The sequence below is a fragment of the Gramella sp. Hel_I_59 genome (genome assembly GCF_006714895.1).
Classification (GTDB): Bacteria; Bacteroidota; Bacteroidia; order Flavobacteriales; family Flavobacteriaceae; genus Christiangramia.
In genome coordinates this window covers 2831170-2853319 of record NZ_VFME01000001.1, presented here as the reverse complement: position 1 = coordinate 2853319, position 22150 = coordinate 2831170, and the positions used below count along the sequence as shown (strand labels likewise).

19 protein-coding genes and 1 riboswitch are annotated in these 22150 nt (G+C 40.1%); of the genes, 18 read left to right on the top strand and 1 reads right to left on the bottom strand.

Going from position 1 to position 22150, the window contains the following annotated elements:
- The first annotated feature begins 120 nt into the window (after positions 1-120).
- The 11 genes from JM79_RS13160 to JM79_RS13110 all read left to right on the top strand — a co-directional run bounded on the left by JM79_RS13160 (position 121) and on the right by JM79_RS13110 (position 13100).
- Positions 121-2214 carry a HEPN domain-containing protein gene (locus JM79_RS13160; protein ID WP_141878590.1) on the top strand — a complete coding sequence of 698 codons (2094 nt, stop codon included), beginning with the start codon at positions 121-123 and terminating at the stop codon, positions 2212-2214.
- Positions 2207-2998, top strand: a complete 792-nt coding sequence (gene cobA / locus JM79_RS13155) for a uroporphyrinogen-III C-methyltransferase (RefSeq protein ID WP_141878589.1) — start codon at positions 2207-2209, stop codon at positions 2996-2998. Before JM79_RS13160 ends, cobA begins: the two co-directional genes overlap by 8 nt.
- Before the next feature lie 373 nt (positions 2999-3371).
- Entirely contained in the window at positions 3372-3965 is a 594-nt protein-coding gene (locus tag JM79_RS13150) for a bifunctional precorrin-2 dehydrogenase/sirohydrochlorin ferrochelatase (protein WP_141878588.1), read from the top strand.
- Entirely contained in the window at positions 3958-5022 is a 1065-nt protein-coding gene (locus tag JM79_RS13145; protein WP_141878587.1) for an NAD(P)/FAD-dependent oxidoreductase, read from the top strand. Before JM79_RS13150 ends, JM79_RS13145 begins: the two co-directional genes overlap by 8 nt.
- Before the next feature lie 69 nt (positions 5023-5091).
- Positions 5092-5514: an OsmC family protein gene (locus JM79_RS13140; RefSeq protein WP_141878586.1), complete on the top strand. Its 423-nt coding sequence runs from the start codon at positions 5092-5094 to the stop codon at positions 5512-5514.
- Positions 5514-6020, top strand: coding sequence for a PspC domain-containing protein (locus tag JM79_RS13135; RefSeq protein ID WP_141878585.1), 507 nt, complete (start codon positions 5514-5516; stop codon positions 6018-6020). Before JM79_RS13140 ends, JM79_RS13135 begins: the two co-directional genes overlap by 1 nt.
- Positions 6021-6105: 85 nt before the next feature.
- Positions 6106-6209: riboswitch (SAM riboswitch) on the top strand.
- Positions 6210-6260: 51 nt separating this feature from the next.
- Entirely contained in the window at positions 6261-7274 is a 1014-nt protein-coding gene (locus JM79_RS13130) for a homocysteine S-methyltransferase family protein (protein ID WP_141878584.1), read from the top strand.
- A gap of 1 nt (position 7275) precedes the next feature.
- Complete coding sequence (metH, locus tag JM79_RS13125) at positions 7276-9954, top strand: methionine synthase (RefSeq protein ID WP_141878583.1); 2679 nt, start codon at positions 7276-7278, stop codon at positions 9952-9954.
- A 288-nt stretch (positions 9955-10242) separates the two neighbouring features.
- Positions 10243-11199: a methylenetetrahydrofolate reductase [NAD(P)H] gene (gene metF / locus JM79_RS13120; RefSeq protein ID WP_141878582.1), complete on the top strand. Its 957-nt coding sequence runs from the start codon at positions 10243-10245 to the stop codon at positions 11197-11199.
- Positions 11200-11250: 51 nt separating this feature from the next.
- Positions 11251-12354 (top strand): acyloxyacyl hydrolase, encoded by a 1104-nt coding sequence (locus tag JM79_RS13115; RefSeq protein WP_141878581.1) that lies wholly within the window; start codon positions 11251-11253, stop codon positions 12352-12354.
- Positions 12351-13100, top strand: a complete 750-nt coding sequence (locus tag JM79_RS13110) for a head GIN domain-containing protein (protein WP_141878580.1) — start codon at positions 12351-12353, stop codon at positions 13098-13100. The genes JM79_RS13115 and JM79_RS13110 overlap by 4 nt, the downstream gene beginning before the upstream one ends.
- A gap of 415 nt (positions 13101-13515) precedes the next feature.
- Here the strand turns inward: JM79_RS13110 and gldA are convergent, their stop codons facing one another.
- Complete coding sequence (gene gldA, locus JM79_RS13105; protein ID WP_141878579.1) at positions 13516-14433, bottom strand: gliding motility-associated ABC transporter ATP-binding subunit GldA; 918 nt, start codon at positions 14431-14433, stop codon at positions 13516-13518.
- Positions 14434-14776: 343 nt separating this feature from the next.
- Here gldA and JM79_RS13100 point away from each other — a divergent pair, with 343 nt between their 5' ends.
- The 7 genes from JM79_RS13100 to JM79_RS13070 all read left to right on the top strand — a co-directional run bounded on the left by JM79_RS13100 (position 14777) and on the right by JM79_RS13070 (position 22149).
- Positions 14777-15601 carry a prephenate dehydratase gene (locus JM79_RS13100; RefSeq protein ID WP_141878578.1) on the top strand — a complete coding sequence of 275 codons (825 nt, stop codon included), beginning with the start codon at positions 14777-14779 and terminating at the stop codon, positions 15599-15601.
- Positions 15598-16743 carry an aminotransferase class I/II-fold pyridoxal phosphate-dependent enzyme gene (locus tag JM79_RS13095; protein ID WP_141878577.1) on the top strand — a complete coding sequence of 382 codons (1146 nt, stop codon included), beginning with the start codon at positions 15598-15600 and terminating at the stop codon, positions 16741-16743. The genes JM79_RS13100 and JM79_RS13095 overlap by 4 nt, the downstream gene beginning before the upstream one ends.
- A complete protein-coding gene (locus JM79_RS13090) occupies positions 16740-17624 on the top strand; it encodes a prephenate dehydrogenase (protein WP_141878576.1) in 885 nt (294 codons plus the stop codon). The genes JM79_RS13095 and JM79_RS13090 overlap by 4 nt, the downstream gene beginning before the upstream one ends.
- Positions 17614-18696: a bifunctional 3-deoxy-7-phosphoheptulonate synthase/chorismate mutase type II gene (locus JM79_RS13085; protein WP_141878575.1), complete on the top strand. Its 1083-nt coding sequence runs from the start codon at positions 17614-17616 to the stop codon at positions 18694-18696. The genes JM79_RS13090 and JM79_RS13085 overlap by 11 nt, the downstream gene beginning before the upstream one ends.
- Before the next feature lie 86 nt (positions 18697-18782).
- Positions 18783-19727 (top strand): ribosome small subunit-dependent GTPase A, encoded by a 945-nt coding sequence (rsgA, locus tag JM79_RS13080; RefSeq protein ID WP_141878574.1) that lies wholly within the window; start codon positions 18783-18785, stop codon positions 19725-19727.
- Positions 19727-20179 carry a D-aminoacyl-tRNA deacylase gene (gene dtd, locus JM79_RS13075; protein WP_141878573.1) on the top strand — a complete coding sequence of 151 codons (453 nt, stop codon included), beginning with the start codon at positions 19727-19729 and terminating at the stop codon, positions 20177-20179. Before rsgA ends, dtd begins: the two co-directional genes overlap by 1 nt.
- A gap of 53 nt (positions 20180-20232) precedes the next feature.
- Positions 20233-22149: a transglutaminase family protein gene (locus JM79_RS13070; protein ID WP_141878572.1), complete on the top strand. Its 1917-nt coding sequence runs from the start codon at positions 20233-20235 to the stop codon at positions 22147-22149.
- Position 22150: the final 1 nt, after the last annotated feature.

Sequence of the window (22150 nt, the reverse complement as noted above, 5' to 3'; positions counted from 1 at the left end):
TCAAATATGTGTATGTGCTATTCGCCTCATACTTAGAAGTCCATTTTATAAACTGAGTTATAAAAACTCCTTTTAAGTGTCATTCTTAAAAGGACTTTTTTCATTTAAATAATCAAGATCATGCAAAGTTTTAGAACCGAAATTGAAAATCCCGTTGTCGAGAAAGATATCCTGGATTTAGAAAAAAAGATCAGGCTTTTTCGCGAAGGAAAGGCTGATGAAGAAAAGTTTCGTAGCCTGCGCCTTGCACGGGGAGTTTATGGACAGCGACAGTCGGGAGTTCAAATGGTTCGTATAAAACTGCCGTTTGGAAAGGTGACTTCAGAGCAATTACACCGGATCGCCAATGTTTCAGATGAGTATTCCAAAGGTAGGTTGCATATTACAACCAGGCAGGATATCCAGATCCATTACGTGAGCCTGGACAGGACTCCCGAGCTTTGGGCGCAACTGGAAAAAGATGATGTCACTCTTAGGGAAGCCTGCGGGAATACGGTAAGAAATATCACAGCTTCGCCAACCGCTGGGATAGATCCCAACGAGCCTTTCGATGTATCACCATATGCACACGCTGCCTTTCAATTTTTTCTTCGGAATCCTATCTGCCAGGAAATGGGCAGAAAATTCAAGATGTCCTTTTCTTCTTCAAATGAAGATACTGCACTTAGTTATATACATGATCTTGGTTTTATCGCCAAACTAAAGGATGGAAAACGCGGATTCAAAGTAATGCTTGGTGGCGGTCTGGGCTCACAACCCCGGCATGCAGATGAGTTATATGACTTTTTACCTGCGGAAGAGATCATACCTCTAATTGAAGGTGTACTCCGGGTTTTTGATCGACATGGTGAACGTGCGAAACGTCTCAAAGCAAGAATGAAATTTCTTCTGAAGGATATAGGAAAAGAAGCATTTATGAAACTGGTAGCCGAACAAAAGACGGCACTTTCGCAAGAACAACCTGAATTTGAGATTGAAAGATTCGAAGCAGCTCCAGCTTTGCAACAAGTTGAGGTTCCTTCCGTAGAAATCGAAGATAGGAATGATTTCGAAAGCTGGAAGAAAACCAATGTTTTTGCGCAAAAGCAGGAAGGATTATTCGCTATTGGAATTCGTGTGCCGCTTGGTGATTTTTATACGCGTGGAGCTAGGCAGCTAGCAGATTTGGTTAAAAAATATGCAGGCAACGAGTTAAGATTAACCTTGAGACAGGACATTTTGATTCGTCACGTTCGGCAGGATCTATTACCATTTTTCTATACTGAACTTAAAAAACTGGGATATGCAGAAGTTGGTTACAATAAGACTGTAGACATTACCGCCTGCCCGGGCACCGATACCTGTAATCTTGGTATCGCCAGCAGCACTGGAATTGCCGATGTGCTGGAAGATGTTCTCAAAGAAGAATATCCGCAATTCACTAATGGAAAGGATATCACCATTAAAATTAGTGGTTGTATGAACGCCTGTGGACAGCATAATATGGCTGAAATTGGATTCCAGGGAATGTCTATTAAAGTCGGAAAAACGGTTGCACCGGCACTTCAAGTGCTACTTGGTGGTGGAACCCTTGGAAATGGCAAGGGTAGATTTGCCGATAAACTCGTAAAAGTTCCCAGTAAACGTGGTCCTGAAGCATTAAGGATCATACTGAACGATTTTGAAGCGAATTCTGAAGCGCAGGAAAAATTTGTCGAATATTATGATCGTAAAGAAAAGAACTATTTCTATGACTTGCTGAAAGATCTGGCAGATACTTCAAATATTTCCGAGAATGAGTTTGTGGACTGGGGTCATGAAACTCCATATATAAAGGCAGTAGGAGTAGGGGAATGCGCCGGGGTGGTCATCGATCTAATTACAACATTATTGTTTGAAAGTGAAGAGAAGATCGATAATGCGAAATCTGCATTGGAACGAATGGATTGGGCAGACAGTATTTATCATGCGTATACTTCAATTGTGAATTCAGCGAAAGCCTTGCTGCTGGCTGAAGACGTAAAGACGAATACCCAGGCTGGAATCATTGCGCAATTCGATGAACTATTCGTTGAAACCGGCAAGATCGATCTAGCGACCAGTTTTAAAGAATTTACATACCAGTTAAACCAGCATGAACCTAGCGAGGACTTTGCCAGAAAGTATTTAGAAGATGCGCAGTTATTTCTGAATAGAGTAGATGCTTATAGAACGAAGGAGGTACAGGATGTTTAATTCAGCAAAACTAACCGTAGTAGGCGCAGGTCCGGGTGATCCGGAATTGATCACAGTAAAAGCTTTGAATACTTTAAAGTCGGCTAATGTGATTCTGTACGATGCACTTATTAATAGAGATCTATTGGAATATGCACCACAGGCGAGACATATTTTCGTGGGGAAACGAAAGGATAAACACCGATTTTCTCAGGATGAGATCAATGAATTAATTGTAAAATATGCTACAGAACAAGGACATGTGGTAAGACTTAAAGGAGGAGATCCATTCATCTTTGGGAGAGGGTCTGAGGAGATCAACTATGCTCGAAAGCATGGACTGGAAACTGCGGTTGTTTCTGGAATTACTTCTTCGATCGCGGTACCGGCAAATGTCGGGATTCCGCTGACGCAGAGAGGCACTTCTGAAAGTTTTTGGGTAATTACAGGAACCACCTCCCAGAAGAGTTTATCTAATGATGTGCAATTGGCAGCACAATCTACCGCAACTGTGGTGATTTTAATGGGGATGGGAAAACTTGATGAAATTGTTGAAATTTTCAGCAATTATGGTAAAAAAGATATTCCTGTGGGCATCATTCAGAATGGTACAACTGTGAACGAAAAATCAGGTTTTGGAACTATAAAAACTATTGAGAAAATCGTTTCAGAAAAAAATCTTGGAGCGCCTGCGATCATCGTGATTGGTGAGGTAGTGAAGGAAGCGAATGCTTTACAAAACGTTTTTCAGAACGTGAAAAGTCTTCCTAAGCAAAAAGAATACGTAAAAATTGGAGCTGCTTAATATAATAGTAGCTAGATAACCCTCACCTAGAACGAAGTAGAAAAGTCGAAATTTATGGGAAACTGAAAATCAAAGGTTCCCGGAAGTTAATCAAATTGAGGTTTAGGGATTTTTGGAAACAAATAAAGCAAAAAATGATAAACGGCCTACCGAAAGTATATCGTAAAATTTGAAGTGAAGCCACCGAAAAATTTTAGACTGTTTGAGCAAAACGGAATTTTATAATGGTTCAATTTGAATGGCGAGTTTCTAAAATTTAGGTGGTAAACGAGAAATTTAGATAAAGTTTCGTAAGCCTAGATTTTTTTGGTTCGTTTTTTCATCAATGGAAAAAATGAACAGAATGAATGCTTAGAGGTAATACAAGATAATAATGGAAGAAAGAAACGAACTATATCCGGTTTTTTTAAAAGTGAATCAACTTAATATTCTGGTAGTTGGTGGTGGAAATGTAGGCCACGAAAAGCTTCATTTTCTTTTTAAATCCAGTCCTAATGCGAAGGTTGAAGTGATAGCAAAATGGTTCCTGAAAGAAACCGAAGAGCTTGCCAGAAAACATGGAGCTAAATTGACTAAGGGAAGGTATAAACGAAAATATCTGAAAAAACGGCACTTTGTGATCGCTGCAACAAACGATGCAAAACTGAATAAAAGGGTTTATAAAGATGCAAAAAAGAGATTTTTACTGGCGAATATCGCAGATACACCGGAGTTGTGCGATTTCTATATGGGCGGGATCGTAAATAAGGGGCATGTGAAAATCGCCATTTCCACTAATGGAAAATCACCAACAACCGCAAAGCGTTTACGACAGTTTTTTGAAGAAGTAATTCCAGAAAATGTGAACGAAATGGTGGAGAATTTGAATGAATATCGAAAATCCATCAAAGGTGATTTCGAAGCCAAAGTGGAACAAATGAATAGTATTACTGAGTCTTTAATATATAAAAAGGAGAAAAATGATTAAAACAGATATCCTGATCATTGGAGCAGGACCCACAGGATTGTTTACCGTATTCGAAGCGGGACTTCTAAAACTAAAAACACATCTTATTGATGCTCTGCCTCAACCTGGCGGACAGTGTTCTGAGATCTATCCGAAAAAACCTATTTACGATATTCCGGCGTTTCCAGAGATCCTTGCTGGTGATCTTGTTAAGAATTTAATGGAGCAAATAAAATCTTTTGAGCCTGGTTTTACACTTGGCGAGCGAGCAGAAACTTTAGAAAAACTGGATGACGGAACATTTATAGTCACTACTAACAAAGGCACTCAGCATCATGCACCCGTTGTTGCAATTGCCGGCGGACTTGGTTCTTTCGAACCTCGTAAGCCACCTATTGCAAATATTACAGATTTTGAAGATAAGGGAGTTTCTTATTTTATCAAGGACCCCGAAGTGTATCGTAATAAAAGTGTGGTGATCGCTGGTGGCGGCGATTCTGCTTTAGACTGGGCAATTTATTTAGCCGATGTTGCTGCTGAAGTTGCTTTAGTACACAGAAGGGAAGAATTCCGTGGAGCATTAGATTCCGTAGAAAGAGTTTCAGAATTGGCTAAACTTGGAAAAATTGAAATGATCACCAATGCAGAAGTTGTTGGTCTGCAAGGGAAGGACCAGCTGGAAAAAGTGGTTATTCGGCATCAGGATAAAGCGCGTGGTGAAGAGTTCAGGGAAGTGGATGAATTTATCCCACTATTCGGGTTATCCCCAAAACTTGGACCTATTGGAAGCTGGGGATTGGAAATTGAAAAGAATGCGATCAAAGTAGATAATTCTTATGATTACCAGACAAATATTCCCGGGGTTTATGCGATTGGCGATGTGAATACCTATAAAGGTAAACTGAAGCTAATATTGTCTGGCTTTCATGAAGCTGCAATCATGTGCCAGAGTGCCTATGCGCGAATTAATCCAGATAAAAAGTACGTGCTGAAGTACACGACTGTGGGCGGGGTGGAAGGTTTCGACGGAACTAAAAAAGAAGCGAAACGAGAAGTGGTTAAAAGTATTAGTGTTTAGAAGATCCTGGTAACTAAGGTTACTCTTCAGAAGTGTAAGAATTCCTATCTTTATTGAAAATTTGAAGAAATGAAGATCAGCTTAAAGAGAATCAATGAGAACTACCTGTTCGAGACTGTAAATGAGCGCGGGAATATAGTATTGCTGGATAACAAATCTGATGAGGAGCCAAAGGGTGCGAGTCCCATGGATCTCCTGCTTAGGGGAATTGCGGGTTGTAGCAGTATAGATATTGTGATGATCCTGAGAAAGCAAAATCACGAGCTGGAAGATCTTCAGGTTGAGGTAGATGGTTATCGTGAAGATGGTGCTATTCCTAATGTTTTCAAAAAGATTCATCTTGATTTTATTCTGAAAGGTGACGTTCCAGCAGCAAAAGTGGAGAGAGCAGTAAAACTATCGATGGATAAATATTGTTCAGTTTCGAAAATGCTGGAAAAAGCTGCGGAGATTTCATACAGTTTGAGCCTTAATTCTGAAAAAGTTATATAGTGAATTCGTTTGAAACGAAAATTGTAAAAACCTGGGATCCCTCCTGGAAAGTCCGTATTCTGGTAGCAGTACTATTGTTGGGTGGCGGTGTGATCGCGTATGTCTGGAAACCGGAAAATCCATGGCTGTTACATTCCGCACATGCGGTTTATGTTATCTGTATGTTTATCGCACTAGGGCAAAGTTTTCTAAAACCAAGGACTTTAGGCTTTTTAAAAATCACTCGCAATGAGATCATCATTGAGAAAGAGAACGAATTAAAAACATATAAGATCACAGAATTACAGAATCTTGGTTTTGACTATGTAGGATATGCCAGTTTCTGGAAACACACGATCTACGGAAATAAGAACCATTTATATTTTACCCATAGATCTGGAGAAAAGAGAGATCTTGAAATTACCCTTTCCAATAAGGAGATGAAAGAAGAATTTAGATCATTTCTAAAGGAATTGAGTGAAAATAATTTATTGAAGGTTCAGCAAAGCGGGAATTTCTCTTATTAATTATCAGATTAATTTTTTGCCAAAACACTTGGTTTTTAGAGGCTGAACCCTATATTTGTCTCGTAAGTTCATTGTTTACTAACAATCGTTATCAAGAAAGGTTGAGGGATTAGACCCTGTGAAACCTTAGCAACCCTCCTTAGGAGAAGGTGCTACATTCTACTGAGTTCAGTCTCGGATAGATAACAATCAGAATTCTTTCCAGTCTTCTTTTTTTGATATCGTATTATTTGAATAATCATGTCGAAATTAGAAGAGTTACTCTCTCAAAAAATATTAATACTAGATGGTGCCATGGGTACCATGCTTCAGGAATATAAATTTTCTGAAGAAGATTTCCGCGGAAAACGTTTTGCCGACTGGCCTGTTTCTGTAAAAGGAAATAATGATCTGCTTTCCCTTACCCAACCTGAATCTATTGCCACCATCCATCGAAAATACTTTGATGCCGGAGCCGATATTGTAGAAACCAATACTTTCTCAGGAACTACTATCGCCATGGCCGATTATCAAATGGAAGACTTCGTTTACGAGCTTAATTTTGAATCGGCAAGAATTGCGAAAGGAGTCGCGGAGCAGGTCACTGCTGAAGATCCATCGAAACCAAGATTCGTAGCCGGGGCAATTGGTCCAACCAACAAAACTGCGAGTATGAGCCCGGATGTGAACGACCCCGGCTATCGCGCTATTTCTTTTGATCAACTTCGGAAAGCTTATAAGCAACAAGCAAAAGCACTTGTTGAAGGTGGAGCAGATGTTCTTCTTGTAGAAACTGTTTTTGATACATTGAACGCTAAAGCAGCACTTTTTGCAATTGAAGAATTAAAAGAGGAACAGAATCTTGATATTCCTATCATGGTAAGCGGAACGATTACCGATGCCTCCGGAAGAACCCTATCCGGACAAACTGCAGAAGCTTTTCTTATTTCAGTATCTCATATTCCTTTATTAAGCGTTGGTTTTAACTGCGCTTTGGGGGCAAAACAATTGACTCCGCATCTGGAAGTTTTGAACCGCTATGCGAATTCGGGAGTTTCAGCTTATCCTAATGCTGGCTTACCTAATGCCTTTGGTGAATACGACCAGAACGCGCAGGAAATGGCTTCCCAGATAGAAGAATATCTTGAAAAAGGTCTGGTGAATATTCTTGGCGGTTGCTGCGGAACCACACCAAAACATATTAAAGCAATTGCTGAAATCGCTTCTAATTACAAACCTAGAGTCTTACCACAGCTCGAAACAGAAAGTATATAGAATGTCACAAATAAGACCATTGAAACTTTCCGGACTTGAACCTTTGGTGATCACACCGGATAGCAACTTTATAAATGTTGGAGAACGAACCAATGTTGCCGGATCTAAGAAATTCCTGAGTCTCATCAAAGAAGAGAAATTTGATGAAGCGCTGGAAGTTGCCCGGGAACAGGTAGAAAATGGCGCGCAGATCATCGATGTGAACATGGATGACGGACTCATTGAAGGTAAGGAAGCTATGGTCAAATTCCTTAACCTCGTAGTTGCCGAACCTGATATTGCGCGGGTGCCTATTATGATAGACAGTTCAAAATGGGAAATTATAGAGGCCGGACTTCAGGTAGTTCAGGGGAAATGTGTGGTGAATTCAATAAGTCTGAAGGAAGGTGAAGAAGAATTCATCGCTCATGCGAAAAAGATCAAACGTTATGGTGCAGCTGTGATCGTGATGGCTTTTGATGAGAAAGGGCAGGCAGATAATTATGATCGCCGAATTGAGATAGCAAAACGTTCGTACAATATATTGGTTCATAAGGTGAAATTACCTCCTGAAGATATCATTTTCGATCTTAATATTTTTCCTGTGGGAACAGGAATGGATGAACATAAAAGAAACGCGATCGACTTTATTGAAGGTACTCGCTGGGTTAGAGAAAATTTGCCGCACTGTAGTGTGAGTGGTGGAGTGAGCAATGTTTCGTTTTCCTTCCGTGGAAATAATCCGGTACGGGAGGCGATGCATTCAGTTTTCCTATATCATGCGATCAAAGCCGGGATGAATATTGGGATCGTAAATCCTTCAATGCTGGAGGTATATGACGAAATTCCGAAAGAGCTGCTGGAACATGTGGAAGATGTGATCCTGGATCGGCGAGAAGATGCTACCGAACGTCTTCTGGAACTGGCTGAAAATGTGGTGGGAAGAAAAAAAGAGAATAAAATTGATCTTTCCTGGCGTGAAAAACCATTACAAGAAAGAATTACCCATGCCCTGGTAAAAGGAATTGATGCCTATATTCTTGAAGACATTGAGCAGGCGCGAATTGAAGCTGAAAAACCATTGGACGTGATCGAAGGTCATTTAATGACTGGAATGAACGTAGTTGGTGATCTCTTTGGAAGCGGAAAAATGTTTTTACCGCAGGTAGTGAAGTCGGCACGAGTAATGAAAAAAGCTGTAGCGCATTTGCTCCCTTATATTGAAGCTGATAAATCCAATAAGAGAAAATCAGCAGGAAAAATATTGATGGCTACAGTTAAGGGCGACGTGCATGATATTGGAAAAAATATTGTGGCTGTGGTGCTGGGATGCAATAACTACGAGATCATCGATCTAGGAGTGATGGTGCCACCGGAGAAGATCATAGAAACTGCAAAAAAAGAGAATGTAGATGTAATTGGACTTAGCGGACTCATTACTCCGTCCCTGGATGAGATGGTGTTTCTGGCGAAGGAAATGGAACGTCAGGATTTTTCTGTCCCTTTATTGATAGGTGGCGCAACAACCTCTAAAGCTCATACTGCAGTTAAAATAGATCCGCAATATAAGAATGCGGTTGCGCATGTAAATGACGCTTCCCGGGCGGTGACAGTTGTTGGACAATTACTGAAGGAGAGTACGAAAGAAAAATACAAGAGCGATCTTAAAACCGACTATGATACTTTCCGCCTTAATTTTAAGAAGCGAAGTAAGGTCAAATCATTTCTAAGTATTGAAGAAGCCCGAAAAAATAAATATCAGATTGACTGGAAGAAAACAGATATCAAGAAACCGAATAAGCTTGGTTCACAGGTGATAGATGACTTTGATCTTTCAAAATTACTGGATTATATCGACTGGTCTCCATTTTTTAGAAGCTGGGATTTGCATGGCCGCTATCCAGATATTCTGAAAGATGAAAAAGTTGGCGAGCAGGCACAGAGTCTATTTGAAGATGCGCAGGTTTTACTGCAACGAATTCTGAAGGAAAAGCTACTGAAGGCAAAAGCAACATTTGGATTATTTGAAGCGAATTGTGTTGAAAACGATGATATTGAAGTAAAATATTCTGAAGATTCAGAACAGAAAACTGCTATTTTCAGAACACTTCGTCAGCAATTGAAAAAGCATGGAGATCAGCCCAATTATGCGTTATCAGATTTTATAGCTCCAAAAGAAAATGGCGTTCAGGATTATATAGGTTGTTTTTGTGTGACTACAGGTTTTGGAACCCAGGAATTAGCGCAGGAATTCGAAAAGAATCTGGACGATTACAACTCGATCATGATCAAAGCACTGGCAGATAGGCTAGCCGAAGCTTTTGCTGAATATCTGCATAAGAAAGTGAGGACAGAGGATTGGGGTTATGCCGCTGCTGAAAATCTTACTAATGAGGCTTTGATTAAAGAAGAATATAAAGGTATCCGGCCAGCGCCTGGTTATCCGGCATGCCCGGATCATCTGGAAAAACTAACGATCTGGGAGATTCTTGAAGTAAAGGAGAAAATCGGCGTGGAGCTTACCGAAAGCCTGGCGATGTGGCCTGCGGCAAGTGTGAGTGGTTATTATTTTGCCAATCCTGAAGCTAAATATTTTGGACTGGGAAAAATCAAAGAAGACCAGGTTAAGGATTATGCTGAAAGAAAAGGCATTGATTATCTCAAAGCTGAAAAATGGTTAAATCCAAATATTTCGGACTAGTACTGAGTATTAAGAAGTTAGTCTTTAGACCAACAGGAAATTAGGGAAGTCAGAAACGATGTCAGTGAAGCTGAATTAATTCAACTCCTTGAATAATCGATTTCAGGTTCTTTAAAGATTCTGAAACAGGTTCAGAACGAAAAAAATTGTGAAGTGAAAAATATGCGTTAGGGATTGCAGCGGCATCCTTTTAGTACGAAGCTGAGCCTGTCGAAGCATCGTACTAAAAGATAAAGCGAAAAGCCCGGCCCGAAGGGCAACGCCCAAATTGAAATTAGTATCAAAATCATGAAGATTACCGAACATCTGGAGAAAACCACGGGAGAAACAGTATTCTCTTTTGAGATCCTACCGCCTTTAAAAGGATTTAATATCAATTCGATTTACGAAAATATCGATCCTTTGATGGAATTCAATCCGCCATTTATAGACGTGACTTACCATCGTGAAGAATATGTGTATTCTGAACGTGAAAACGGACTCCTGGAAAAAAAGATCGTTAGAAAACGTCCCGGAACTGTTGGGATCTGTGCTGCGATTCAAAGCAAATATGGAGTGGATGCGGTACCTCATATTCTTTGCGGAGGTTTTTCAAAGGAAGACACCGAGAATTTCCTGATCGACCTGGATTTTCTGGGAATCAAGAACGTAGTGGCACTTCGGGGAGATGCAGTAAAAAGCGAAACTTATTTTAAGCCGGAAGCAAACGGACACCAATTTGCCAGTGAGCTGGTGGAACAGATCAGGGATATGAACGAAGGTAAATATCTGGATGAGGTCATCGAAAAAGGTCATAACACAGATTTTTGTATTGGCGTTGCTGGTTATCCGGAAAAACATATGGAGGCTCCGAGTATAGATTCCGATGTTCGGCGCTTAAAACAAAAAGTAGATGCCGGAGCAGAATATGTGGTGACCCAGATGTTTTTTAATAATCAGTGCTATTTCGAATTCGTTGAAAAATGCCGGGATCAGGGGATCAATGTGCCTATTATTCCGGGATTGAAGCCTTTGGCGACTATAAAACAATTGAGTTTACTGCCGCATAGATTCCACGTGGATCTTCCGGAAGCTTTGATTCACGAAGTGGAAAAATGTGAAAATAATCAAGAGGTACGGCAGGTTGGTGTAGAATGGTGTATCCAGCAAAGCAAAGAATTGATCAAGGGTGGGGCGCCTGTTTTGCACTATTATTCCATGGGAAAAAGTACGAATATCAGGCAGATTGCTGAAGCAGTTTTCTAAGTTCAAACTCTAACGGAATAATATTCGTAAATATGTTAGATTTGTCTCCGTATGAAAAGAATTCTCCCCGCTCTCCTCATGTTTTTCAGCTTGTTCATACAGGCACAGGAAGAAAAACCTGAAAAATATTATTCCTTCGATGCCAGCTATTTTTATGGAAGTATCCTTGAACACAACCCGGATATTGCACATTTGATCGATGAGCACCAGGAAGGTTTTTTACTGAGCGTGAACCGGAAAACCTACGGACTCGAAAAATGGGAAAGCAGGTATAATTATCCTGATTTTGGATATTCTTTTATCTATCAGAATATGAAGAATCAGTATCTCGGAGAGAATTATTCTGTTTACGGTCATTTCAGTTTCTATTTCCTGCAGCGATTGCTGATGTTTCGAATAGGCCAGGGAGTAGCTTATACCACAGATCCTTACGATGCTGATACCAATTATCAGAATAATGCCTACGGAACCCGCTTTTTGAGTTCTACCTATTTAATGGGAAATATTCACAAGGAAAAGATCGTAGGCGGATTGGGAATGAATGCAGGAGTAACCATTATACATTATTCCAATGCAGATATGGGTTCTCCAAATCATAGTACAAATACCTTCACTTTCAACGTAGGAGTTAATTACCTGCTGGACCATAAGGAGCATCCCGACTATATCCCGAGAGGAGAGGAAGAAAAATATACCGAACCTTTTCATTATAATTTTGCTGTTCGAAGTGGTGTGAATACTTCAGGGGTGATAGGTTCTCCAAGATTGCCATTTTTGACGGTTTCAGCGTATGCAGATAAAGTTCTGAATCACAGAAGTACGCTGCATGGAGGAGCAGAGCTTTTCTTTTCAAGGTCTCTGGAAGAATTTATCAGGTATCAGTCGATAGCATTTCCGCAGAAAGGAACTTCAGGCGATGAGGATGCTAAGCGAGTGGGATTATTTCTAGGTCACAAACTCACTTTCAATAAAATCTCCCTGATCACGCATCTTGGGTATTATGCTTACTATCCATATGATGATTATGTGGATAGAGTTTACAACCGAATGGGTTTGCAACGTGATTTTTCTAAAGACTGGTGGGCTTCGGTCACAGTTAGATCCCATGGAGCAAATGCGGAAGCAGTAGAATTTTCAATAGGTTACAGATTATGAAAAAACTGATATTTTTATTCTTCGGAATAGTACTCTGGAGTTGTGATTCTGAAGATGCCAATGACTGTTTTCAGAAAGCTGGCGCGATCACTTCCGAAGAAATAGTACTTGAAAGTTTTGACGAGATCCTGGTTTATGATAAGATCAAATTGTTTATCGAACAGGGAGAAACGCAAAAAGTTATTATTGAAACCGGTGAAAATCTTCGGAATGAGGTCTCGGCTAAAGTGATCGATGGTCAGTTGGTTTTACGAAACGAGAACGATTGTAATTTTGTGCGTGATTTTAATATAACCAAAGTTTATGTCACTGTTCCCGATCTTACTTACTTAAGACACGCAGGAAATTTGATGATAGAAAGTGTTGGAACTTTACGCTTGGATGAGCTTTGGTTGGTTTCCGAAAATCAGGATAAAGATATTGAGGTTTATACCAATGGTGATTTTACACTGGATCTTGAAGTAAAGAACTTCCGGATCACCAGCGATAATTATTCGCATTTCTTTCTTTCTGGAAGCGTAGAAAATTTTGACGGCTTCTTTGCAGCTGGAGATTCCAGGTTGGAAGCTAGAGATCTTGTCGTACTGCATTATGACCTTTTACATCGCGGGACGAATAAGTTGATCATTAATCCGCAACAATCTTTGAAAGCCGATCTTTTTAGTTATGGAGATATTATTTCGGTAAACAGGCCGGCAGATGTTGATGTAACGGAACATTTTGAAGGCAGATTGATTTTTGAATAGTTCAATGATTTTTCAGATTTGTGCGTTTCCCTTTGGGCCGGGCTTTCCGCTTTATCTTTTAACATGAAGCCTCGACAAGCTCAGCCTCGTGTTAAAAGGATGCCGCTGCAATCCCTAACGCAAAATTTTACTAAACAGGACTAGAGTTGAAACTTAGGTCCTTTAACTTGTCGATTGATTTTATTTTTGGGTAAGTTCAGCAAACAAAGTTTCCAGGTAACTACTGCAGAGATCTTTAAAAATTTGGGCGTTTCCCTTTGGGCCGGGCTTTCCGCTATATCTTTGAACACAATCCCTCGACAAGCTCAGCCTCGTGTCCAAAGGATGCCGCTACAATCCCTAACGCAAACAACTAAAAGGCAGTTTTAGAGCTATAACTGTAGCCTTGGGTTATTGAACCTGTGCTCGCTCGATGCTATTTTTGGGTAAGTTCAGCAAACAGAGTTTCCAGGTTCTTGGTCTTTTGATTTAGCTGTAGCGTTTTGAGTCCGTTATCATGGGCGAAATCAAAAACAGCCGGACGCATGTCTTTATTGGAATCAAAAATTAGCTCATAGGTAAAGCCGCCGGTATTTTTTGCAGAGATCATTCCAGGGATCTTTTGAAGAGCAATTTCTTCAATTCGATAGTCGAATTCTACAAAGATCACCTGTTCTTTTTCATTCCTAAGATCTTTGAGATACTTATCGGCGACGATCTTTCCATTATTAATAATGATGACCCGGTCACAGATGGCTTCCACCTCACGCATAATATGAGTGGAAAGAAATACGGTTTTTCCCCGCTTACCATCCTTGCCGTCTTTTCCAATAGAACTAATTAATGATCTTATTTCAACCAACTGATTCGGATCGAGACCAGTAGTAGGTTCATCCAGGATCAATACCTCGGGATCATGCAATAGCGCAGCCGCAAGTCCAACACGTTGCCGGTATCCTTTCGATAGCTGTTCTATTTTTTTGTTTGCTTCAGGTGAAAGCCCGGTAAGATTAATGACTTCTTCGATCCTGTCCTTCGGAGCTGAAAATATGGATGCATGGAACTGCAGGTACTCCCGAACATACATTTCAGTATATAGTGGATTGTGCTCAGGCAGATATCCAATACTTCGCTGAAGATCTGCCAGCTGAGTATCCAGCGTGAAATCATTGATCTTGGCTTCCCCGGAATCTGCAGAAAGGTAGCCAGTAAGAATCTTCATCAAAGTAGATTTTCCCGCACCATTAGGTCCAAGGAATCCAACGATCTCACCGCGGCCAATTTCAAAGCTTACATTTTCTAGCGCCTGCTGATCTCCGAAGCTTTTTGATATATTATTTACTTGTATAGACATAGATTGAGATCAAAATTAGGAATAAATCTTCAGAGAACTCACTGATTATCTTTCAATGTTAGCAGTCAATTTTGAGGTATTAAATCGTAATCTGTAAATAATTCACATCAATTTTCCGAATATGGGAAAAGTTCCAATTTGGATCCCGTTTAATTTTGAGTCTTGAATATTAGTACTACTTTAGTAATTCATAATTATTGAAATGACAAGCTTAATTAACTGGAACGCATTCTATTATTTTTATTTCTATACCAGGAATAGAATCGGGAATGCTATATGATTAAGTAAGCTAAAATTATATAAAAGTCTCGATCTTAGATCGGGACTTTTTTTTTGGAAAAAAATGAGAAAAGTCGGAATTCAGGGTATTAAAGGATCTTTTCATCACCTCGTGGTGATGGACTATTTTGGAGAGCAAACTGCTGTGGCTGAACATATGTCATTTCAGGAACTCACTACAGCGCTAGCCTCAGGTGGCACCACAGAAGCAGTGATGGCTATCGAAAACAGTATTGCAGGCTCTATTCTTCCTAATTATGCCCTGATTGATGAATACAAGTTAAAGGTCATTGGAGAGCATTACACTCCGGTGAATATGAATTTGATGGCGGTGAAAGGTCAGAAAATAGAGGATATCAAAAAAGTATATTCTCATCCTATGGCTTTATTGCAGTGCAAGGATTTTTTTAAAAAACATCCGCATATTAAGTTGATCGAAGATGCAGATACTGCAGAGGCCGCCCGTAGAATTTCTTCAGAAAAAAAACTGAAAGTTGCGGCGGTAGCAAGTCCTGCGGCGGCAAGTATGTACGGACTCGAAATTCTAGCTTCAGGCATTCATACGATCAAATCCAATACCACCAGATTTCTGGTTCTGGGAACAGAAGAACAAAAGCCGAATGGTGAAATTCTTGATAAAGCATCTTTAAAATTTGATTTAAAGAGTGATCGTGGAAGCCTGGTTTCAGTACTCAATATCCTACGTGATTCCTATTTGAATCTAACCAAGATACAGTCATTGCCAATCATAGACGAGCCCTGGAAATATTCATTTTTCGTAGATGTGATCTTTGATAAAAGCGAAGATTTTGATCGTGCGATGGATGTATTGAGATTAATGACCGAGGACCTGAACATATTAGGAATATACAAAAGCAGATTGTCATGAAGACAGCAGAAAGACTGGAAAGCGTACAGGAATACTACTTCTCCAAAAAATTAAGGGAAGTGGCAGCTTTGCGAGAACAGGGCAAACCGGTAATCAATCTTGGAATTGGAAGTCCGGATCTTGCACCACCGCAGCAAGTAATTGATGCGATGCAAAATGGGCTAAAACATTCCAAAGCGCATCAATACCAGCCATATAAAGGAATTCCGGAACTAAGAAATGCTATGATAGCTTTTTATTCTCGGTATTATCATGTAAATCTGGATGCTGAAAATGAAATTCTTCCGCTCATGGGAAGCAAGGAAGGGATTATGCATATTTCCATGGCATTCCTGAATAAAGGAGACAAAGTTTTAGTCCCGGATCCAGGTTATCCTACCTATACTTCAGTTTCCGGCTTACTACAGGCAGAAGTTCAGAAATACACTTTGGATGAATCGCAGAACTGGTTGCCAGACCTGGAAGCATTAGAGCAACAGGGACTTGAAAATGTAAAGATCATGTGGGTGAATTATCCGCATATGCCTACGGGAACCAAGGCGACTGCAGACTTCTTTGAAAAACTGACCGCTTTTGCTGAAAAGAATGAAATTCTGGTAGTCAATGATAATCCATATAGTTTTATTCAGAATACAGAACCTTTGAGTATTCTAGATTCCCATAAAAGGAGCGACTACGTGATGGAACTTAATTCGCTAAGTAAAAGTTTTAATATGGCTGGCTGGAGAGTTGGAATGCTCGCCGGAAGTTCAAAAAGTATTGAAGCTGTTCTAAAAGTAAAATCCAATATGGACAGTGGTATGTTCTATCCTTTGCAGGCTGGGGCAGTAAAGGCACTTCAACTTTCAGATGAATGGTTTGTAAATTTAAACGAGTTATACAGTTCAAGAAAAAAGAAAGTTCTGGAACTGGTAAAAACATTGAATTGTGAAGCAGCCCCGGGGCAGTCTGGACTTTTTGTTTGGGCGAAGGCTCCTGCAGGTAAAAGTGCAGAAAGCCTGGTTGATGAATTGTTGTATGATAAAAATCTGTTCGTAACTCCGGGTTTTATATTTGGTGAGCAGGGAAGAGATTATGTTCGTTTCTCCCTTTGTGCTACGGAAGAAATGATCGATGAAGCTTTAAAAAGAATTAGATCATGAAGGTATTTATAGTAGGAATTGGATTAATTGGCGGCAGTTTCGCGCTGGATCTAAAAGCCGGTATTCCTGGAATTAGTATTGCCGGAATAGATGGAAATGAGGATCACCTGAAGCAGGCGCTTGAACTAGGTCTTATCGATAGAATGTCTACGATAGAAGATATTCATGAAGCCGACCTTGTTTATCTTGCAATTCCAGTAGATGCCAGCATTAAAGTTCTTCCTGAAATCCTGGATAGAGTAAAAGATGATTGCGTGGTGATAGATGCAGGGTCGACTAAAGAGAATATTTGCCAGGTAGTCGAGGATCATGCGAAAAGAAGAAACTTTCTGGCAGCACATCCAATCGCGGGAACAGAGTTTTCTGGTCCGCAGGCTGCAATTCATGGATTATTCAGAAATAAGACCAATATTATCTGCGAAGTAGAAAAGACTGCTTTCAAACTTCAGGAAAAAGCTTTAGAGGTATTTCAGAAGATAGGAATGAGAATACGATATATGGATGCCCGTTCACATGATCGTCATATAGCTTATGTTTCTCATTTATCGCACATTAGTTCCTTTATGCTGGGAAAAACAGTACTGGAAAAGGAAAAGAACGAGCGGGATATTTTCGACCTTGCTGGTAGTGGATTTGCCTCCACCGTGAGACTTGCTAAAAGTTCACCGGCCATGTGGGCACCGATCTTCAGTCAGAATAAAAAAAATGTCCTGGAAACTCTTGATGAATATATTCTGAATCTTCAGAATTTCAGGAAATTGATGCAGGAAGACAATTTCGATCAGCTTTACCAGGAAATGGATCGAACCAATCATATAAAAGAAGTATTAAACGGAATAAATAAGAACGAAGAATTAAAATTACAGGAGAATGGAAAATAAAAAAGAACTCAGAGGATGGTTAGACAACTTCAACCTGTCTCACCCGTTGGTGATCGCAGGGCCTTGTAGTGCAGAAACCGAAGAGCAGGTATTAACGATCGCTCACCAGTTAAAAGATAGTGACGCGACTGTTTTACGTGCAGGAATCTGGAAACCAAGAACTCGCCCTGGGAATTTCGAAGGTGTTGGAGCACTGGGTCTAAAATGGCTTCAGAAGGCGAAAGAGGAAACCGGAATGCTAACTACTACTGAAGTTGCCAACCCGAACCATGTTGATCTTGCATTAAAACATGATGTAGATATTCTCTGGATTGGAGCGCGAACAACGGTTTCTCCATTTATAGTACAGGAGATCGCAGATGCTTTGAAAGGAACTGATAAGATCGTACTGGTAAAAAACCCTGTAAATCCAGATCTTGCTTTGTGGCTGGGAGCGGTTGAGCGCTTACACACGGCAGATATCAACAACCTTGGTGTAATACATCGTGGCTTCTCTGCTTACGAGAAAACGAAGTACCGTAACAACCCGGAATGGCAGATTCCTATCGAACTACAAAATAAATTCCCGGACCTTCCTTTAATCCTGGATCCATCCCATATCGCAGGAAGAAGAGATATCATCTTTGATCTTTGCCAAACAGGACTGGATCTTAATTTCGACGGAATCATGGTGGAAACTCACCATACTCCGGATAAAGCTTGGAGTGATGCGGCGCAACAAATTACACCAGCTACTTTGATCCAGATGATGGAAGATCTAAAGGTTAGAAAAGAGATCTCTGCCAGTCAGGATTTTCAGAATAAGCTAACAGCTTTGCGTTCTAAGATTGATATTACCGATAGTCAGATTCTGGAGATCTTATCTAAACGTATGAAAATTTCCGAAGAAATAGGACAGGTAAAGAAAGACCAGAACGTAGCCATTCTGCAAACTAAAAGATGGAACGAGATCCTTGGGAAAATGGTTCTGGAAGGTGAAGATAAAGGCCTGAGTGAAGAATTCGTTTTAAGATTATTCAAAGCCATTCACCAGGAATCTATTAATCACCAACAGAAAATCCTTGATGTATAAGGGATGATTTCACGCTACCCGGTAGCTTCATAAATTAATGCCTAAATTTGCGGAAAGAAATTATTAGATATGAATAGTTTAGCTTAATGCAGGGAGTAGTTTATAAGTCTACCGGGAGCTGGTATCATGTAAAAGCCGAGAATGGCCGATTTTACCAATGCCGGATCAAAGGAAAGTTCAGGATACAGGGAATTAAAAGTACAAATCCTGTTGCCGTTGGAGATGTCGTAAGATTTGATGTGGAAGATGGCGAGGAGGAAACCGGGGTTATCAAAAAGATCATCGAACGGGAAAACTATATTATCCGGAAGTCGGTTAATCTTTCAAAGCAAACTCATATAATTGCTTCAAATGTCGACCAGGTTTTCTTGCTTATTACCCTTAATAATCCGCCCACTTTAACCACTTTTATAGACCGCTTTCTGGTGACTGCGGAAGCCTATGCTATCACGGCAGTACTGCTTTTCAATAAAATAGATACTTATAGCATTGAGGAACTTGCTGAGGTGAAATACCTTGCAGAACTTTACCGCGGTGCAGGCTATGAGTGTATTGGAATTTCAGCCAAAGAAGGTAAAAACGTAGATAAAGTAAAAGATAAGATGATTGGAAAGACCAGTATGATCTCTGGTCATAGTGGTACCGGAAAATCTACTCTTATCAATGCTATAGAGCCTACTCTCGATCTCAAAACTTCCGAAATTAGCAGGCAGCACAGCCAGGGGCAGCATACCACTACTTTCGCTGAAATGTTTGACCTTCAATTTGATGCAAGAATCATAGATACTCCCGGAATTAAAGGTTTTGGTGTAGTGGATATGGACAAGGAAGAAATTGGTGACTATTTCCCGGAATTTTTTCAGCTAAAACAACATTGTAAATTTCATAATTGTCTGCATCTTAATGAACCAAAATGCGCTGTAAAAGATGCTCTTGAAGAAGGAGAGATCGCCTGGTCCAGGTACAAAAGTTATTTGCAGATCATGGAAGGTGAAGATGAAAACTACAGAGTAGATCAATACCAGAAATAATGCGAGCAGTAATACAACGAGTCACAAAAGCATCGGTCACCGTAGAACATAAAGTGTGCGCGGTAATGCGCGATGGTTTATTGATCCTACTTGGAATAGAGGAGAGCGATACCCAGGAAGATATCGACTGGCTCTGCCGTAAGATCATTAACATGAGAATTTTCGGAGATGATGAGGGCAAAATGAATGAGTCTCTCAAAACTATAGATGGAGATGCTATTGTAGTAAGTCAGTTTACCCTACATGCCAGTACTAAAAAAGGGAACAGGCCCAGTTTTATTAATGCTGCCAAACCTGATATTGCAGAACCATTATATCAGGATTTTGTAAAGTCTTTCGAAAAAGAATTTGGTAAAAGTGTTGGGGTAGGAGTCTTTGGAGGAGATATGAAAGTTTCCTTGCTCAATGATGGTCCAGTAACAATTATCATCGATTCGAAAGAAAAGCGTTAAAAAGCGTTAATTTTTTATATATTGCGGGTTGAACTAACCTATTTTTCAGCTTAATGCGCAAAAGAATCATCACTTTTTTGCTGCTGGTCTGCATGTCTTCCATGTATTCCCAGCAAGAATATTCTATTTTAAAAATTTCCCCGGAATTATTGGAAAATGCAGATGCGGTCGTTCGCAAGATGCACACAAAACTTGTTGTTGAAGACATAGATAAAGTGGTCGTACACACTACCCGCATTGTCACTGTTTTCAATGAGAATGGTGAATACTTTATTGATGCTTACCAGCACTACGATGAGGGTGATGGGATAGCAAAACAGCAGGCCATCATAATTGACGCTATGGGAAATGAAGTTGAAAAGTTCAGGAAAAAGGACTTTTCAGACGTTAGTGCTTTTGGCTCAGGGACCTTATTTGCAGACAATAGGGTTAGTTATATGGATTATAACGCCAGAAACTATCCATATACTGTTATTTATACCAGTGAATTCGAAAACGAAGACACTGTATTTCTCGATCAATGGTTTCCTCTGGAAGGTTATAATGTAAGTATTGAAGAATCTATTTTCGAACTTGAAAACCCTGATGCGCATGCACTAAGATTTCAGGAAAACAATTTCGATAAGGTTGCCATAGAAGATCATTCGGTTAAGAATCATTTCCTTTATAAACTTCGGAATATCAAAGCGAGAAAACACGAAGATTTCGAACCGTCTTTACGCAATACTACACCCAACCTTCTATTTAGCATGGAAAAATTTGAGCTGAAGGGTGTTGCCGGAGAAACCAGAGACTGGAAACATTTTGGTAAATGGATGTATGATAATCTGGTTGCAGAACATGATCATCTGCCGGAGAGCACTATTAAGAAAATAGAAGATTTGACCAGCTCTGCCAGTAGTATTGAAAAAAAAGCCAGGCTTATTTACCAGTACGTTCAGGAAAATACCCGATATATTTCTGTGCAATATGGCATTGGAGGCTGGGAACCTGAAACTGCCATGAACGTGGACAGGCTGGGATATGGCGACTGTAAAGGATTAACGAACTATACGAAAGCCTTGCTTAAAAGTCAGGGAATCGAATCTTATTACACGGTAATCCATGCAGGCGATTCAAAACGTGATATAGAGCCAGATTTCACCATCATGCAGGGGAATCATGTGATTCTCAATATTCCTGCGGAAGATGGAACAGATCTGTGGTTGGAATGTACAAGCCAGACTACTCCTTTCAACTATATGGGGGACTTCACAGATGATCGCTACGCGCTAAGAGTTACAGAAGAAGGTGGAGAGATCATACGTACCAGAAAATATGAAGTATCAGATAATGTACAGGCGATAGAATGCGATATTCAGCTGGATGAAAATGGCAATTTTGATGCGGAATTCACCAGAATCTCGGAAGGTATTCCCTACGGTGATCGCTACGGATTAAAGAGAGAAACGGAAGATAATCTCAAAAAATATTATAGAAACGAATGGGGCAGACTTCAGAATCTCCATTTTGAGAACATTGCTTTTGAAGATGACCGTGTAGCTATTCAATTTCAGGAGAAACTGAAGTTTAGTGGTAGCAGGCTGGCGAGTCCTGCCGGGGAAAGATTACTTGTTCCGCTCAATTTTATTCAGCAGGGGAACATCATGAAGAAAACTTCACAGGAGCGAACCATGCCTTTTGTGTTCGAACGTGGAAAAACCTACAAAGATCACTTCAGCTTTAAGATTCCGCAAGGTTATGAGATCGAAGCATTACCTGGAAGTGACGAGATCGCTTCAGAATTTGGAGAATTCAGTATAAATATTAGCGCTTCCGAAGAAGATAAAAGTATAGAAGTAGAAAGAGTTCTCATTATTCGCGAAGGGGAGTGGCCTAGTGAGCAATTCCAGAATTTCACCCAGTTTATCGATAAAGTAAATACCTTAAATAACCTAAAAGCAGTAATCGCCAAATCCGAAAAATCCTAAC